Origin of the sequence: Micromonospora saelicesensis (assembly GCF_900091575.1) — a bacterium.
In the GTDB taxonomy this organism is placed as follows: Bacteria; Actinomycetota; Actinomycetes; order Mycobacteriales; family Micromonosporaceae; genus Micromonospora; species Micromonospora saelicesensis.
In genome coordinates this window covers 472,435-488,815 of the sequence record NZ_FMCR01000003.1, presented here as the reverse complement: position 1 = coordinate 488,815, position 16,381 = coordinate 472,435, and the positions used below count along the sequence as shown (strand labels likewise).

Below are 16,381 nucleotides of genomic sequence, written 5' to 3'. Positions count from 1 at the left end.
AGCCGCGACCTGGCGGCCACGGCGGCCCGCCCCGGATGGGGCGGGCCGCACTGGTCACGCCTCGCCTGGGCGGGCGCCGGCCGGATCCCGTACGGCCGGCAACTTTCCGCTCCCCCAGTCGATGACGGCGGTCGTCAGCCGATTCGGACCAGTTGCCACTGCTGGTTGTTGCCGCCCCAGTCGGCGTACTGGACGACGTTCCCACCGTCGGCGGTGGACGCGCCCTGCACCTCGACGGCCTTGTTGCTGTTGCGGTTGATCAGGCGTACGTAGCCGTCGGCCGAGTTCGCGAGTCGGAATTGCTGGTTCGTGCCGTTGAGGTCGGACCACTGCACGATCGCGCCGCCGTCGGCGGTGGAGAAGCCGCTGACGTCGAGCACCTTGCTGGAGTTGCGGGACTTCACCCGGTAGTAGCCACCACCCGAGTCGACGAACTGCCACTGCTGGTTGACGCCGTTGTTGCGCGACCACTGGCTGATCCGTGCGCCGTCGCTGGTGGCCGACGCGTACACGTCCAGCGCCTTGCCGCTGTTGCGGTTCAGCAACACGTACCAGGCGCTGGTGTCCACCCCGGAGCCCGGCGGGGGCGTGGTGGGCGGGGTCGAGCCGCCGTTGAGGGCGTCCAGGACGGCGGTGTACGCGGCCTTCTTGTTGCCGTTGCAGTCGAACAGCAGGGCGTTGTCCGAGCCACGCCACGAGTCGCAGTCGCGCACACCCCAGGTGGTGATGCCGGTGCAGCGCGAGACGGCCAGGCAGGCGCGGGTGACGGCGCCATAGATGTTTGCCTGGTTGCCGCCGGTCATCACGTCCAGCTCGGTGATCTGCACATCCACACCGAGATCGGCGAACCGCTGGAGGTTGGCCTGGTAGTCACTGGCCAGCGAGGTGCCCAGGTGCGACTGGAAGCCCACGCAGTCGATCGGCACGCCACGGGACTTGAAGTCCCGCACCATGTTGTAGATGCCCGTCGACTTCGCGTTGATCCCGTCGGTGTTGTAGTCGTTGTAACACAACTTCGCACCCGGATCCGCAGCCCGCGCCGCCCGGAACGCCGCCTCGATCCAGTCGTTACCGGTGCGCTGCAGGTTCGAGTCCCGACGCCCACCGCTACCACCGTCAGCGAACGCCTCGTTCACCACATCCCAGGCATAGATCTTGCCCCGGTAGTGCGTCGCCACCTGCGTGACGTGGTTGATCGCCGCGTTCCGCAACGCGGTGCCGGACATGCCCTGCGCCCAACCCGGCTGCTGTGCGTGCCACAGCAGGGTATGACCCCGCACGCTCATCCCGTTGGCCTGCGCATGGCTGACCAGACGATCACCACCGGAGTGGTTGAACTGGCCCTGCGACGGCTCGTTGGATGCCCACTTCATCTCGTTCTCGGCCACGACACTGTTGAACTCACGGTTCAGAATCGTCGTGTACGCGCCGGTGGACAGCTTGCCCGTCGCGACGGCGGCACCGAAGTAGCGACCCTTCTCGGCGGCGGCCGCCTTCAGGGTCGTGCCGGCACCGGATGCGGGAGTCAGCGCCACCGTCATACCGGTGGTGAGGGCGACGGCGATTGTCGCCGCCGCCAGCATCGTTCTCATGGGTTTCATGGCGTTCCTTTTCAGTGGTTGCATCGGTGGTGGTGATGTGCCACTTCGCTCGGGGCGACCGATCGGGACGGTCTTCCTGGCCCCCCGGCATCAGCACGTACGGTCCGAGAGGGCTGTCGCCGGCAACTGCCGGTCCCGAGGTGACGGCCGCATGCCCTTGCGGACGTCGTGATCGGAGGTACGACCCGTGCGGCTCGCCCGGTGAGCCACGGGAACGATCGTCCTCTATATCGAGAGTGAGCGATAACATGCCGTTCGTCAAGACGTAACGGGCCGTTCACGCCGATCTCCCGGAACGCCGCGTTTCGCCCGGTACCAAACGCCCAGAGCAACAGTGGTCAGCCGCGGCGCGACCAGCGGACGAGTCGTACCACCGCACCGCTCGGGCCACGCCGGAGGGCAACCCTGTTATCGCTCACAGTCGTGGCCGCGGCCCCTGGCCGTTCACGAGCACCCGGAGGCCGAGCCACTCGGAGACGGCTGCGCCGGGTCCACGTCGGCGCGTACTCCGGCGACCAGGTCGGCGGTGGTGTGGGCCGCGATGCCGGGCTGCGCGGCGTCGGCGAACCGCTCGACGACCGCCCGGACGTGTCGCTCGGCGGGTGCGGCGAGGCCGTCGTAGACGGCCGCGAACAACTCCCGCGCCAGGTGCCTGTGCCAGTCCGGTGGAAGCAGCTCCACGGGCAACTGCGGGTCGAGGACGGGAAAACGCCGAAAGGTGTCCATCACCTCGGTACGGGCCCGCACCGCAGCGGCGCCGTCGATCTGCCCGGACCGCACCCCGGGCAACAGCGGCGTCCACCGCCGGAGGAACGCGTCGTAGCTCCGACCGATCGCCTCGATGTCCCAGGCCTCGATCGGCGCGCGGTGAATGGCCGAGGCGAGCGCGCTCTGCCGCCCGCGAAACACCGTCACCGCGCCGAGGGTGAGCCGGTCGAGCTCGGCCCGAGCCGCGGGAGTCAGCTCCTGCGGCGAGATCCACAAACCGTCGTACAGCGGCGCGTAACCGAGCCACCGGAGTTGCGCCCGCAGGGCCCGGCGCTGCGTACTGCGATCCTGCGGCAGCGAGAAGGCGACGATCGTCCAACACCCGTCCCACCGCGCCGTCGAGGTGGTGGAGGCGAGAATCCACTGCCCGCCGGCGGAGAGGTTGACGGCGGCCGCGCGGCTGAGCCGGTAGGAGCTGCGCCGCCCCAGTCGACTGCCCTCCAACACGCCACGGCGGGCCAACCGACTGATCGCGGTCCGCGCTCCGGCCGTCGTCACGCCGGTCTCCCCGAGCAGCGCGACGATGGCCGCCGACGGGAGGGCGACCCGGGTTCGCAGCGTGTAGTCCGCCATCAGGGTCACCGCGACACCCTGGGGTGAGTTGCCGACCTGCCGGCGGGGCAGCCGGAGTGGCTGGTCTCCGTCGTCCGGATAGATCTCGTCGATGTCGAAAGGGCTTGCCACAGGCGCTCCGTGCTCCTCGGGGACGGCATGACGACTGTAGACGGACCCCTCCCACTCCCTCATAAATCGAGCGCCTTCGATTGACACTTCCTGGCCCGGAGGGAACACTAACTGCCACGCGACGCCATCCGGAGCCGGGCTGGGCGAGCCACAGGTAGCGGGCATCGTGCGATCACCGCGGGAGTCGGGCAGACCGCGACGGGATGGCACGGCCAATCCAGCCTGCACAGGCAATCGAAGGAGTCGTCCGTTGAGAATCAGAAGGAAACTGCTACTCGCCCTGGCCGCATCACTGGTGGCGGCCGGCCTGGTGGCCCCCACGGTCGGGCCCGCGTACGCGGCGTCACTGACCGAGGTGACCAGCTTCGGTGACAACCCGGGCCGGATGCGCATGCACGTCTACGTGCCGGACAACCGCCCGACTCGCCCGGCGGTCGTGGTGGCGATGCACGGCTGCGGCGGGTCCGGCCCCGGCTTCTACTCCGGGAGCGAATTCGCCAGCCTCGCCGACCGCTACGGGTACATCGTGATCTACCCGTCCGCCACCCAGCAGGCCGGGTTCGGCAACTGCTTCGACGTCTGGTCGGACGCCGCGAAGCGACGTGGCGGCGGCAGCGACCCGGTGTCGATCGTCTCGATGGTCCGGTACGTGCAGCAGCAGTACGCGGCCGATCCGGAGCGGGTCTACGCCACCGGCAGCTCGTCCGGCGGCATGATGACCAACCACATGCTCGCCCTCCATCCCGACCTGTTCAAGGCCGGCGCCGCGTTCATGGGCGTGCCGTTCAACTGCTTCGCCAACGCGGCGGACTTCCCGCCCACCAGCAGCCAGTGCACCGGCGGAAACATGAACCGGACACCGCAGCAGTGGGGCGACGCGGTCCGCCAGGCGTACCCCGGCTACTCCGGGCCCCGCCCGCGCGTGCAGCTGTGGCACGGCACCAACGACACGCTCGTGCCGTACTCGCTGTTGCAAGAGGCGATCGAGCAGTGGACCAACGTGTTCGGGCTGAGCCAGACACCCACCTCCACCGACACACCCCAGGCCAACTGGAACCGGCGCCGGTACGCCGACAGCGGCGGCACCGTCCAGGTCGAGGCCTACAGCATCCAGGGGGCCGGACACAGCCTGCCCTCCGGCGGCATGGCCGCGTCCGCCATCGCGTTCTTCGGGCTGACCGACCCCACGACGCCGCCCCCGACCACACCGCCGCCCCCGACCACGCCACCGCCGACCACACCGCCCCCCACCACGCCACCGCCGACCACCCCGCCGCCGGCGTCCGGCGCCTGTCGGGTGACGGTCGACGTCAACGCCTGGAACACCGGGCTGACCGAGAACATCACCGTCACGAACACCGGCACCAGCGCCGTCAACGGCTGGTCCCTGGTCTTCACCCTGCCCGGTGGGCAGACCATCACCTCGGGCTGGAACGCCACCTACTCGCCCAGCTCGGGGCAGGTGACGGCCCGCAACGTCGCCTACAACGGCGGCATCCCGGCCAACGGCTCGGTGAGCTTCGGCTTCCAGGCCACCCACACCGGCAACAACGCCCGACCGTCGTCGTTCACCCTCAACGGCGCGGCCTGCACCGTCGCCTGAGACCGGGTCGACGTCCACCCGCGCGTGCGCCGGTCACCACCTGGTGGTGACCGGCGCACGACTCGTACGGCGTGCCAGGATCAGCGGTAACCGGCGGTCACCACGCTGGCCTGCACGGCGTTCTCGGTCGCGTCGGACGGATAGCCGGCGACCATCGCCCCCTCGTAGAAGGTGCCGGCGCTCAGGTTCGCGCCGCCGTCGGGCTTGCAGCAGTCACCGCCACTGCCCAGGATGATCGCGCCCTGCTTCTTCATCGGGCTGTATCCCGGCGGGAGCGAGCCGTCGTACAGCGTGTAGAGGCTGCCGGCCTGCGCGTCGCTGCCCTTGATGGCGAACCGGGTCGTTCCGTTGTTCTTCAGCGTCGCGGTGACGAACTTGCTGGTGAACGCGCGCTGGTTCGGGTTCCAGGAGCTGCTGCCGCCCGGGAAGAGACCCCACTCGAGGTCGGCCTGCACCCAGGGGCCGCTGCCGGAACAGCCGCCGAACCAGCACTGCTTGCCGAAGTTGATGGCGTCCATCGCCCCGGCGGCGTCGGCCTTCCTGGTCGTCTCGCTGTTGCCGTAGTCGAAGCAGCAGCCGCTGTTGACGTGGGTCCCGCTGGTCACCATGTACATGCCCTCGGGTGCCGCGCCGGTCGGCACGCCGGTGAGGTGCCCGTCGCGCCAGTAGCTGTTACCGGGGTTGATGTAGAGCGAGTACGCCTTCGCGCCGCCCACGGTCAGCGACTCCGAGGTCGCGATCGCCGGCCTGCTCTGCGGAGAGCCCGGAACGACGCTCGACCCCTGGTACCAGAGGTCGTTGCCGCGCCCGGACTGGTCGAAGACGACAGTGACCACGCAGGTCGTGCCGGAGCAGAACGAGTCCTGCGTCGCCGCGTTGGCGGTGCCGCCGGCACCCGTGAGCCCGATGTTGCGGGTCGTGTTGTCCGACGAGCGTCGGACCTGGTAGAGGTTGCCGGCGTACGCCTCGTAGAGCGCCCGCGTGGTGCTGTGCGCCGCGATGCACGGGGTGCCGCCGGAGGCGTAGATGTCGCACGGACGCGCGCCGGTCGGCGGGTTGGTCGGCGGCGGGGTGGTGGTCGGCGAGGCCCACTGCTGGTTGGCGCCGCCGTTACAGGCCCAGAGGATGATTTTGGTGCCGTTCGCGGTGGCCGCGGCGTTGGCGTCGAGGCACAGCCCGGACTGGACGCCGGTGATGGTGCCGTTGCTGTTGACGTTCCACTGTTGGTTGTTCTGGCCGTTGCAGTCCCAGATGATCACCTGGGTGCCGTTGGCGGTGCCCCGGCCCGAGGCGTCCAGGCACTTGTTGCCGTACGCCTGGAGTTGCTTGGTCGACGTCCACGTCCAGGTCTGGCCGGCACTGCCGTTGCAGTCCCAGAGTTGCGTCTGGGTGCCGTTGGTGGTGCTGGAGTTGGGCACTTCGAGACAGCGGCCGGACGGCGTACCGACGATCGGGGTGCTCTGCCCCGGCGCGATGGCGGCCGCCAACGGGGCGGCGGCGGCCTCGGCGACCGGCGACGGGGCACCGGGGGTGGCGCCGATGCCGACGAGGACGCCGACCAGCGCACCCGCCAGGGCGGTCAGACGTCGGGCGCGATGACGTCTCGGGATGAGTTCACGGGCTTTTCCTGGCCCGGCGGGGGACGGGGTTCGCACGAGGTGGCTCCTCGGAGTCGTGGAAGCGCGGTGGGGGTGTCGACGCGCACGGGGGTGGTGGCGATGGCGAATCGATTCGCAGCGAATCGTATGACCTTTGTTTAATTCATGTCAATGAATGCAGTAGCGGGGCGGCGCGCTGGCCGTTGGGCGGACCGCCAGCGCACCACCTCCCCCGGGACGCCTACCGCCCCAGGAGCCGCCACGTCTGGTTCAACGGGCTGCCCTGGTTGACCGCCCGGCAGGTCCACTGGTGCACCAGCGCGCCGGCCGCCGTGGAGACCGCGTTGACATCGACGCACTTGCCACTGTGCCGGGCGACGAGTTGGTAGTCGTGCGAGTCGTTGCCCGAGTAGGTCACCTTGCGCAGCGTGAACTGCTGGTTGAGGCTGTTCAGGCAGGTCCACTGGTGCACGGCCGCGCCGTCGGCGGTGGAGACGCCGCTGACGTCGAGGCACTTGCCGCTCTGCTGGTTGACCACCGTGTAGGTGTTGGCCACCCCGGCGACCGGGCGGAAGTTCCAGAGCTGCTGGTCACCGCCGTCGCAGTAGTTCTGCTGTTGGACGTTGCCGTCGGCGGTGCTCAGGCCGGCGTTGTTCAGGCACTGCTGGGAGTGTTGGGCCACCGCCACCGACTGGAAGCCACCGTCCGAGGGGGGCAGCAGCGTGACGGTGTACGTGTCGTTCTGGTTGGTGTACGGCAGGGTCACCGAGGCGTTGTTGTTGGACACCCCGACCACGCTGTTCGAGACCGTGACCGGCCCCGCCACGGCACCGCCACCGTTGTGCGGGATGCGTTGGGTGAGGACCCGGACCTGGTTGTTCTGCACGATGCCGCTGGTGGTGTCCAGGCGCTGCAGGTTGACGGTCAGGTTCCCGGTGGTACGACCACCGCCGACCAGCACCTTCGCCACCCCGGCAGCCTTCGTGGCGTACGCGTCGTACGACTGGCTGGGGGTCACCGCGACGATCTCCCCGACCTGGGAGGCGTAGTAGCGGTAGTTCCACCACTCCCCCTTGGGCTGGTGCTGACCGGCCGAGTTACGGATCAACAGGTTGCCGAGGTCGTTGTGCAGGCTGCCGCCGCTGGCCCAGTTCGCCCGCAGGCCGTCGGCCCGGGCCCGCTCCAGGCGCGCGATGTACCAGGCGCCGTCGGCCGGGTTCTGCTCGTCGGGGGCGCCGTACTCGTTGATCTGGTACGGACGCGGGTGGGCGATGCCGCGCGGGTCGAGGGTGGCGTTGGCGGCGGCGACGTTCGCGACCGGGTCACCGGGCAGCGAGTGCCAACTGATGATGTCCGGCACCGTGTTGGTCGAGCGGACGAAGTCCAGGTACTGGTTCCAGAAGGCGTGGTTGGTCGACGGTACGCAGGCGCAGCTCGGCCCGACGATGAGCTGGCTGGGGAACTCCGTCCGGATGCGCTGGTAGGTCCGCCGCCACAGTTCGAGGTACTGGGAGATCGGCCGGTTCCAGAAGATGGTGATGTTGGGTTCGTTCCAGATGTCCCACTGCACCGACAGGCCGGACGCCCGGACGTCGTTGATCAGGCGGGTCAGGAAGTTGTCGTAGTCGGTCCAGTTGCCGTTGTCACCGGGGAAGCGGGAGATTCCGGCGCCGTCGGCACCCCAGAGGTCGTGCGGCAGGATGATGAACTTCCCGCCGAGGGCGGTGGTCCGACGCGCCTGGGCGACTGTGGAGTTCCAGCGACGGTCGTAGGTTCCGCCGACCCAGCCACTGCCAGGGAGCTGCGCGCCGCCGGCGCGCATGTACTGGAACTTGACGTCCCGGTAGAAGTGGTCGGCCGGACCGCTGGCGTTCTCGGTCATGCCGTAGATCCAGCCGGAGGCGCGGTAGGTCGGCGCACCGTTGGTGGTGGCGAAGTTGACGCTGATCGACTCGTCGGCGGCCTGGGCGGGGGACGGGACGACGGTGACGGCGGCAGCGGCGGCGAGCAGGCCGACGACGAGTCGGGCCACGAACACGCGGGCTCGTCCTGACCTGCTGCGGGACGGGGTTTTCACGGGCGGCTCCTTGGTGGGGCGCGGGGGACGCTCTCCGGAGGGCAGCACTTGCGAATCGATTCGCACGGATCGTAGGACCGGGAACTGAACCATGTCAATGAAGTGACGGCGCGGTGACGCCTGTGTTGCCCAGCGGTCCTCCCGGCTCGGCCAACTGACCCTTGACCCCCGGGTATGGCCAGACCTATCTTCGGGCGAACCGATTCGTCGAATCGATTCGCCTCATGGTTGGACTGGTCCAACCGCGACGATCAACCGACACACCCCACCTGACGATCGATTTGAAGTGAGGCACCACATGACCGGACTCAGTCGTCGGCGGCGCCTGGCCGCCGTCGCCGTGATAGCTCTCGCCGCAGTGACGGGCAGCGCCTGCTCGTCGTCCGCCGACGGCCCCGCCGACGGTGGCGCCTACCTCGTCTGGGACCCGTATCCGCAGTTCGCCGACGACTCCGAGTGGGTCGCGCTGCTCAAGAAGTGCGGCACCTCCGCGGGGGTGACTGTCGAGCGGACCGGCTACGACACCACCGACCTGACCAACAAGGCGCTGCTCGCCGCCCAGCAGGGAAACTCGCCGGACGTGCTGATCGTGGACAACCCGGTCATCTCAACTCTGGCCGAAGCCGGTGCGCTCACCACCACCGACGACAACAAGCTGGACGTCTCGGCCATGGAGAAGAACCTGCTCGGCGCCGGCCAGAGCGACGGCAAGACCTACGGGGTGCCGATCGGGGCGAACACCCTCGCCCTCTACTACAACAAGGATCTGCTCACCGCCGCCGGAGTCGATCCCGCCGCCGTCAAGGACTGGACCTCACTGACCGCGGCACTGACCAAGGTCAAGGCCAAGGGGAAGAAGGGCGTCACCTTCTCCGCGATCGGCACCGAGGAGGGCAGCTTCCAGTTCCTGCCCTGGTTCTGGGGATCGGGTGCCCAACTGACCAGTCTGGACTCGCCGCAGGCGGTGTCCGCGCTGACGCTCTGGACCGACTGGCTCAAGCAGGGCCTTGCCCCGAACTCCGTCATCAACAACACCCAGACCACGAGCTGGCAGGAGTTCGCCACCGGCGACTACGCGTTCGCCGAGAACGGCACCTGGCAACTGGCCAACGCGGAGAAGCTCGGCTTCTCGTACGGCACGATCGCGATCCCGGCCAGCGCGGGCGGCCCGGCCCCGGCGCCCACCGGCGGTGAGTTCGTCTCCATTCCGGTGCAGAAGAAGACCGGCCGGTACGAGACGTCACAGAAGCTCGTCACCTGCCTGACCAACGCCGACAACCTCCTCACCACGGACACCACGCTCTCCTACGTCGCGCCCGTCGCCGCCGTACAGGAGCGACAGGCCACCGCGGACCCCAAGCTCAAGGTCTGGGTGGAGGCGGTCCGGGCGGCCAAGGGCCGCACCGGTGACGACCTCGGCACGAAGTACCCGAAGATCTCCGAAGCGCTGTGGACCGCGGTGCAGTCGGCCCTCAGCGGCGGAAAGTCGCCACAGGAGGCACTGGCCGCCGCGCAGACCGCCGCCGCGACCAGGTAAGCGATCCGAACCGACACCATGCCCTCCACGACAGAGACCACCGCCGTACGGGACCCGGGTGGGGCGGCGAGCGCCGCCCCACCCGGGCCTCCCCCGTCCCGTGCCCGCCGGCCCAGCCGATGGTGGGCGTGGGGATTCCTGGCACCCGTGACCATCTACCTGGCTGCCTTCTATGCCTACCCGCTCTACCGCAACGTCGAGTTGAGCCTGCGGGAGTACACCGTCCGCTCGTTCGTGCAGGGCGGGGCGCCCTTCGCCGGCCTCGACAACTACCAGATGGTCCTGACCGACCTGGCATTCGGGCCGACGCTGACGCACACAGTGGTCTTCACAGCGGCCTCGCTCGCCTTCCAGTTCACCATCGGGATGGCCCTGGCCCTCTTCTTCCACCAGCACTTCCCGCTGTCGCGCACGCTGCGGGCGCTGATCCTCGTACCGTGGCTGCTGCCACTGATCGTCTCGGCGTCGACCTGGTCGTGGCTACTCAACAGCGACTCGGGGCTGGTCAACGCGGCGCTCGGCGTCGTCGGGATCGACCCGGTCAACTGGCTCACCTCGCCGGGCTGGTCACTCACCTCGGTGATCATCGCGAACGTCTGGATCGGCATCCCGTTCAACCTGGTGGTGCTCTACAGCGGCCTACAGGCGATCCCGACCGAGATGTACGAGGCGTCCGCGCTCGACGGCGCGACCGGGTGGCAACGGTTCTGGGGGATCACCTTCCCCTTGCTGCGTCCCGTCTCCCTGATCACGCTGCTGCTGGGGCTGATCTACACGCTGAAGGTCTTCGACATCATCTGGATCATGACGAAGGGCGGCCCGACCGGCTCCTCGGCAACGCTCGCCACCTGGTCGTACCGGCTCGGCTTCGGCAACCTGCTGCCCGAGTTCGGCCCGGGAGCGGCCATCGGGAACCTGCTCATCGTGCTGGCCCTGATCGCCGGCCTCGTCTACATCCGGATCGAGCGGAGGCAGCAGCTGCGATGACCACCTCGACGCCTCGGGCCTGGTGGAAGACCGGCGTCGGCCTGGTGCTGACCGGGCTGATGCTCTTCCCCGTCTACTGGATGATCAATGTGTCAGTCACCCGGGACCAGGACATGCGGGCCAGTCCCCCGCACCTGTTCCCCACCAACGGCACCCTGGACGGCTACCGGGCGGTGCTCGACCAGCAGCTGCCGTACCTCGGCACCAGCTTCCTGGTCGGCCTCGGCACGGTGGCACTGACCGTGGCGCTGGCGGCCCCCGCCGGTTACGCCCTGGCGAAGCTCCGGCCACCGGGCGGCCCGGCGCTGAGCTTCCTGCTGCTGATCGCGCAGATGATCCCGGGGATCATCATGGCGATGGGCTTCTACGCCATCTACCTCACCCTCGGCGTCCTCAACACGCTGCCCGGCCTGATCCTGGCCGACACGACACTCGCGGTGCCGTTCGCTGTCCTGATCTTCACGGCCTTCATGTCCGGCATCCCCGACGAGCTGCTCCAGGCCGCCGTGGTCGACGGCGCCGGTCGGCTGCGCACCTTCTGGTCGGTCGTCCTGCCGGTCAGCCGCAACTCGATCGTCACGGTGTCGCTCTTCGCGTTCCTGTGGTCCTGGTCGGACTTCATCTTCGCCTCCACCCTGGCCGGCGGCGGCGACCACCAGCCGATCACCCTCGGCATCTACCACTACATCGGCAACAACAACCAGCAGTGGAACGCGATCATGGCCACCGCCGTCGTCGCTTCGATCCCCGCCGCCGTGCTGCTGATCCTGGCCCAGCGGTACGTCTCGATGGGCGTGACCGCCGGCGCCGTCAAGGACTGACCATCCGCGGCGGTCGAGGACTGACCAACCGCACCACAGAAAGGCACCCGCCACCCATGACCGCCGCCCCGTCCGGTCCGGAGTTCGGAATCCAGGACATCCCCTTCAGCTACCGCGGATCCTGGTTCAACGTCTCCCCGGTGGTAGCCGAGAAGACGTACGCCGACGACCTGCACCTGGTCTCCCACCAGACCGGGCTGCACCCCGTACTGCGGCTCACCCCCACGGTCGCCGGCACCACCGTCGTCGCCACGCCCGCACTGCTGACCTGGCGCAACGGGGCCGACCGGATCGAGGCCGTCTACGACGGGCCGGACACCCTGCGGATCCGGGGCCACCGGCTCGGCCTGCGGGTGGCCGCTGCCGCGCACACCCTCACCCCGTTCAGCGGGACCTACCTGTACGCCGATCCGGTCGACGGATCACACGTGTTCACCTCGTACGAGACCGGTCGCCGCTACCGCGTCACGGTGCTCTCCGGCGCTCTGCTGCGGACCGACGGCGCGCAGGCGCTCGGCACCGCCGACCGGTCGCTGGACCTTCCCGGCGACCAGCCCTGGGAGATCGCGATCGAGGAGTACGCCACCGCCCGCCGCCCGTACGCCGCAGCAGTCGCCTTCGAGCAGTTGTGCCGCGACCGGTTCGCGGAGTTCACCGCCTTCGTCGACGCGATCGCGCCCTGGCGCGGCCCGGAGACCCCGGCCGCCGAGCTGGCCGCGTACGTCCTGTGGTCGGCCACTGTCGCCCCGGCGGGCTTCGTCACCCGGCCGGCCGTCCTGATGTCCAAGCACTGGATGGACAAGGTGTGGAGCTGGGACCACTGCTTCAACGCGATCGCCCTGGCGGCCGGCGAGCCGGAGCTGGCCTGGCACCAGTTCCAGTTGCCCTTCGACCACCAGGACGAGGCCGGCGCCCTCCCCGACTCGGTCACCCACTCGGAGGTCCTGCACAACTACGTCAAGCCCCCCATCCACGGCTGGGCCCTCCGGCACCTGCGCCGGCGCCTTCCCCAGCCGCCGGACCGGGCGGCGCTGGCGCAGACGTACGACCGGCTCGCCCGCTGGACCGGGTTCTGGCTCGACGCGCGGCGCGCTCCCGGCCACGACCTGCCGCACTACCAGCACGGCAACGACAGCGGCTGGGACAACGCCACCACCTTCGACGAGAACCGGGTCCTCGAGACGGCTGACCTCGCCGCGTTCCTGGTCTCGCAGCTTCGCTGCCTCGCCGACCTCGCCACCGAGCTGGGTGAGCCCACCACCCGCTGGTCCCGGGAGGCCGACCGGATCCATCGGGCCATGCTGCGCGACCTGTGGGACGGCGAACGCTTCTGCGCCCGGGACCCCCACACCGGGCACCGGCGAGCCAGCCGCAGCCTGCTCGACCTGATGCCCGTTGCGCTCGGGGCCGACCTGCCGGCCCCGGTCGCCGCCGCGCTGGCGCGCGGCGTCGAAACCCACCTGACCACGCACGGGCTGGCCACCGAGCCGACGGACTCGGCTCACTACCTCGCCGACGGCTACTGGCGTGGCCCGATCTGGGCGCCCTCCACCGTCCTGGTCGAGGACGGCCTGCGCCGGGCCGGGCAGACCAGGATCGCCGACGACATCAGCCGGCGGTTCCTCGCCCTGTGCGAGAAGTCCGGCTTCGCGGAGAACTTCGACGCCGAGACCGGCACCGGGCTACGGGACCGCGCCTACACCTGGACCGCCAGCAGCTATCTCATCCTCGCCGCCGCCCAGGAGGAACGGCGGGTCAGGGGCGGGTAGCCCTGTCGGATCAGCGGCCCCGGACCGGGCCGGTGCTGGAACGCAACGAGATGGGCGGGCTGTACAGGCGGTGTCGGGGCACGGCGCCGGGAGCCGCGATGATCTCCAGAAGCAGCGACACCGCCTCGGCCCCCATCTCGACCATCGGCACGTCGGCCGCGGTCAGCGGCGGGCGGAAATCCTCCGCCCAGTGCTGCGCGGCGACTCCGGTGACGGAGAAGTCGCGTGGCACGGACAGCCCGGCGCCGGTCAACGCACGCTGCATTCCGGGCAGTGCGGCCTCGTTGATGGTGGCCACCGCCGTGACCTCCGGGTGCGTCGCGAGCAGTTGCTCCATACACGCCTCGCCGGAGGCGGTGTCGTCGCCGCTGCACACCTCCACGCCGGTCAACCCCCGCTCCGCCGCCGCCGCACGAAAGCCGGTCAGCGCGCGATGGCTGGGGCCGTAGCCGGCGGCCACCAACTCGGCGGACCGGTTCACGAGTGCCACGTGCCGGTGCCCCAGGTCGGCCAGGTGCTGCACGCACCGGGCGATCAGCCCGGCGTAGTCGATGTCGATCCAGCTCATCCCGTGCGGCTCGGCGGTCCGGCCGATGGTGACGAACGGCAGGCCGGCCTTGGTCAGCCGGGTCACCCGGTCGTCCGCCAACCGGATCTCCATGAGGACCACGCCGTCCACCCGACGCCCGGTGACGATCCGCTCGAACGACCGGTCATGGTCGCCACCGGAGGGGGACAGCAGCACGTCGAGGTCGTGGCGGGCGGCGGCCTCGACGACGCTGGCGACGAAGCCCAGCTGCATGTCGGTCAACCGCTGGCTCGCGGGCGGGATGACCAGCCCGAGGGTGCGGGTGCGCCCCTCCTTGAGAGCACGGGCGCTGGCGTTCGGCCGGTAGTCCAGCTCGTCGATGACCGACTGGATCCGTTGCCGGGTCGCCTCCGACACGCTGCGTTTTCCGCTGAGCACGTAGGAGACGGTGCTGCGGGACACCCCCGCCCGGCGAGCGATTTCCCCGATGTTCATCAATCGCCCTCGAATCGATTTTTGCCCCGACACGGGGACGCACCTTGCTCCGCCGACCAGCATATCTGTCCTCAGGCTCATCGATCGATGACCAACGCGTGCCAACTAGCGCTAATAGATGGACGAGCATTAATGTCACAGGTATGACGTGTTACGTCAATTCCATCGCCGCACCCCACCCCCACCACGCACCCGGAAGGATCCGATGAAAGTGGAGAGAAAACTGGGCCGCCTGATGGCCGCCGCCGGGACCCTGTTCGTCCTCGTCGTCGGCGCTGGCGCCTATGTGGTCTCGGACGCGCCGGGCGTCGCCCACGCCGCCGGCACGGGTCCGTGTGACATCTACGCCTCCGGCGGCACCCCGTGCGTGGCCGCCCACAGCACCACCCGCGCGCTGTACGGCGCGTACAACGGCCCGCTCTACCAGGTCCGACGATCGTCGGACAACACCACCCGCGACGTCGGTGTGCTCAGCGAGGGCGGCTACGCCAACGCCGCCACCCAGGACACGTTCTGCGCCAACACCACCTGCGTCATCACGATCATCTACGACCAGTCCGGCCGCAACAACCGCCTCACCCAGGCGCCCCCCGGCTACTTCGTCGGCCCCGCTCCCGGCGGGTTCGACAACCTCGCCGACGCGAAGGCGGCACCGGTCACCGTCGGCGGCCAGAAGGCGTACGGCGTCTACATCGCCCCCGGCACCGGCTACCGCAACAACAACACCAACGGTGTCGCGACCGGCGACCAGCCCGAGGGCATCTACGCGGTCGTCGACGGCACGCACTACAACCAGTGGTGCTGCTTCGACTACGGCAACGCGCAGACCAACAACCTCGCCGACGAACGCGCCATCATGGAGACCGTCTACTTCGGCGCCAACAAGCAGTGGGGCTACGGGGCGGGAGCCGGCCCCTGGATCATGGCCGACCTGGAGTGGGGGTTGTTCTCCGGAGTCAACGCGGGCTACAACAACATCGCGTCGATCAACCACCGCTTCGTCACCGCCATGGTCAAGGGCGAGCCGAACCACTGGGCGATCCGGGGCGGCAACGCCCAGGCGGGCGGCCTGACGACCTACTTCGACGGGCCGCGCCCCAACGGCTACCACCCGATGAAGAAGGAAGGCGCCATCCTGCTCGGCATCGGCGGCGACAACAGCATCACCGGTCGCGGCACGTTCTTCGAGGGTGTGTTGACCTCCGGCTACCCGACGGCGGCCACCGAGAACGCCGTCCAGGCCAACATCAACGCCGCCGCCTACGCGCCGGCCGGCGGCGGCAACCCGCAACAGAACGTCCAGGTCGTGGGCGCCCAGTCCAGCCGCTGCATCGACGTACCGAACGGCAGCACCACCAACGGCACCCAGGTGCAACTCTGGGACTGCACCGGCAACACCGCGCAGCGCTGGACCTACACGGCCGGCAAACAACTCCAGGTGTACGGCAACAAGTGCCTCGACGCCTCCGGCCAGGGCACCACCAACGGCACCCAGGCCATCATCTGGGACTGCCACGGCGGCACCAACCAACAGTGGAACCTCAACTCCAACGGCACCATCACCGGCGTCCAGGCCGGGCTCTGCCTCGACGCCAACGGCGCCGCCACCGCCAACGGCACCAAGCTCATCCTCTGGGCCTGCAACGGCGGCACCAACCAGCGGTGGTCCACCCGCAGCTGACCGACCGCACGATCGAGTGGTCGTGCCGCCCCAACAGCGCCGCCGGGGGCGGCACGACCGTGAGTTACCTGGCGGCCCGCGCCCTGCGCTCGGCTGGCCTGCCTTGTCGATCTGCCGAGGAGCGGTATACCTCAGAGGTATAAATATGCCTCTGAGGTATACCGCTCAAACCGCATCCGCCCTGACGAAGATGACCGACGGTCGCCGGCGTGTGTGCCTGACGTGCGGGTG

11 protein-coding genes are annotated in these 16,381 nt (G+C 69.3%); 6 read left to right on the top strand and 5 right to left on the bottom strand.

The genetic code is table 11. The features are described 5' to 3' along the window. Window positions 1-134 precede the first annotated feature (134 nt). Window positions 135-1,601, bottom strand: a complete 1,467-nt coding sequence (locus tag GA0070561_RS15360) for an endo-1,4-beta-xylanase (protein ID WP_091401021.1) — start codon at window positions 1,599-1,601, stop codon at window positions 135-137. A 444-nt stretch (window positions 1,602-2,045) separates the two neighbouring features. Continuing rightward, window positions 2,046-3,053: a PaaX family transcriptional regulator gene (locus tag GA0070561_RS15355; protein WP_091401019.1), complete on the bottom strand. Its 1,008-nt coding sequence runs from the start codon at window positions 3,051-3,053 to the stop codon at window positions 2,046-2,048. A 250-nt stretch (window positions 3,054-3,303) separates the two neighbouring features. Between GA0070561_RS15355 and GA0070561_RS15350 the strand changes: the two genes are divergently transcribed. Next, window positions 3,304-4,656 carry an extracellular catalytic domain type 1 short-chain-length polyhydroxyalkanoate depolymerase gene (locus tag GA0070561_RS15350; protein WP_091401016.1) on the top strand — a complete coding sequence of 451 codons (1,353 nt, stop codon included), beginning with the start codon at window positions 3,304-3,306 and terminating at the stop codon, window positions 4,654-4,656. 80 nt (window positions 4,657-4,736) lie between these two features. On the opposite strand, the gene GA0070561_RS15345 is transcribed toward GA0070561_RS15350, so the two are convergent. Then, a complete protein-coding gene (locus GA0070561_RS15345; protein WP_208603774.1) occupies window positions 4,737-6,311 on the bottom strand; it encodes an arabinofuranosidase catalytic domain-containing protein in 1,575 nt (524 codons plus the stop codon). A gap of 184 nt (window positions 6,312-6,495) precedes the next feature. Then, complete coding sequence (locus tag GA0070561_RS15340) at window positions 6,496-8,331, bottom strand: RICIN domain-containing protein (protein ID WP_091401013.1); 1,836 nt, start codon at window positions 8,329-8,331, stop codon at window positions 6,496-6,498. Between the two features lie 298 nt (window positions 8,332-8,629). Between GA0070561_RS15340 and GA0070561_RS15335 the strand changes: the two genes are divergently transcribed. From GA0070561_RS15335 to GA0070561_RS15320, 4 genes are all read left to right on the top strand, one after another. Next, entirely contained in the window at window positions 8,630-9,868 is a 1,239-nt protein-coding gene (locus GA0070561_RS15335; RefSeq protein ID WP_091401010.1) for a sugar ABC transporter substrate-binding protein, read from the top strand. Between the two features lie 147 nt (window positions 9,869-10,015). Next, window positions 10,016-10,855 carry a carbohydrate ABC transporter permease gene (locus GA0070561_RS15330; protein WP_244166244.1) on the top strand — a complete coding sequence of 280 codons (840 nt, stop codon included), beginning with the start codon at window positions 10,016-10,018 and terminating at the stop codon, window positions 10,853-10,855. Then, window positions 10,852-11,676, top strand: coding sequence for a carbohydrate ABC transporter permease (locus tag GA0070561_RS15325; RefSeq protein ID WP_091401005.1), 825 nt, complete (start codon window positions 10,852-10,854; stop codon window positions 11,674-11,676). Before GA0070561_RS15330 ends, GA0070561_RS15325 begins: the two co-directional genes overlap by 4 nt. Before the next feature lie 56 nt (window positions 11,677-11,732). Next, window positions 11,733-13,445, top strand: a complete 1,713-nt coding sequence (locus GA0070561_RS15320) for an amylo-alpha-1,6-glucosidase (protein WP_091401002.1) — start codon at window positions 11,733-11,735, stop codon at window positions 13,443-13,445. Between the two features lie 10 nt (window positions 13,446-13,455). Here GA0070561_RS15320 and GA0070561_RS15315 read toward each other — a convergent pair whose 3' ends face one another. After that, on the bottom strand, window positions 13,456-14,469 hold the full coding sequence (locus GA0070561_RS15315) for a LacI family DNA-binding transcriptional regulator (RefSeq protein WP_091401000.1): 1,014 nt from the start codon (window positions 14,467-14,469) through the stop codon (window positions 13,456-13,458). Between the two features lie 205 nt (window positions 14,470-14,674). On the opposite strand from GA0070561_RS15315, the gene GA0070561_RS15310 reads away from it, so the two are divergent. Continuing rightward, window positions 14,675-16,150, top strand: a complete 1,476-nt coding sequence (locus GA0070561_RS15310; RefSeq protein WP_208603773.1) for an arabinofuranosidase catalytic domain-containing protein — start codon at window positions 14,675-14,677, stop codon at window positions 16,148-16,150. The last annotated feature ends 231 nt before the right edge of the window (window positions 16,151-16,381 follow it).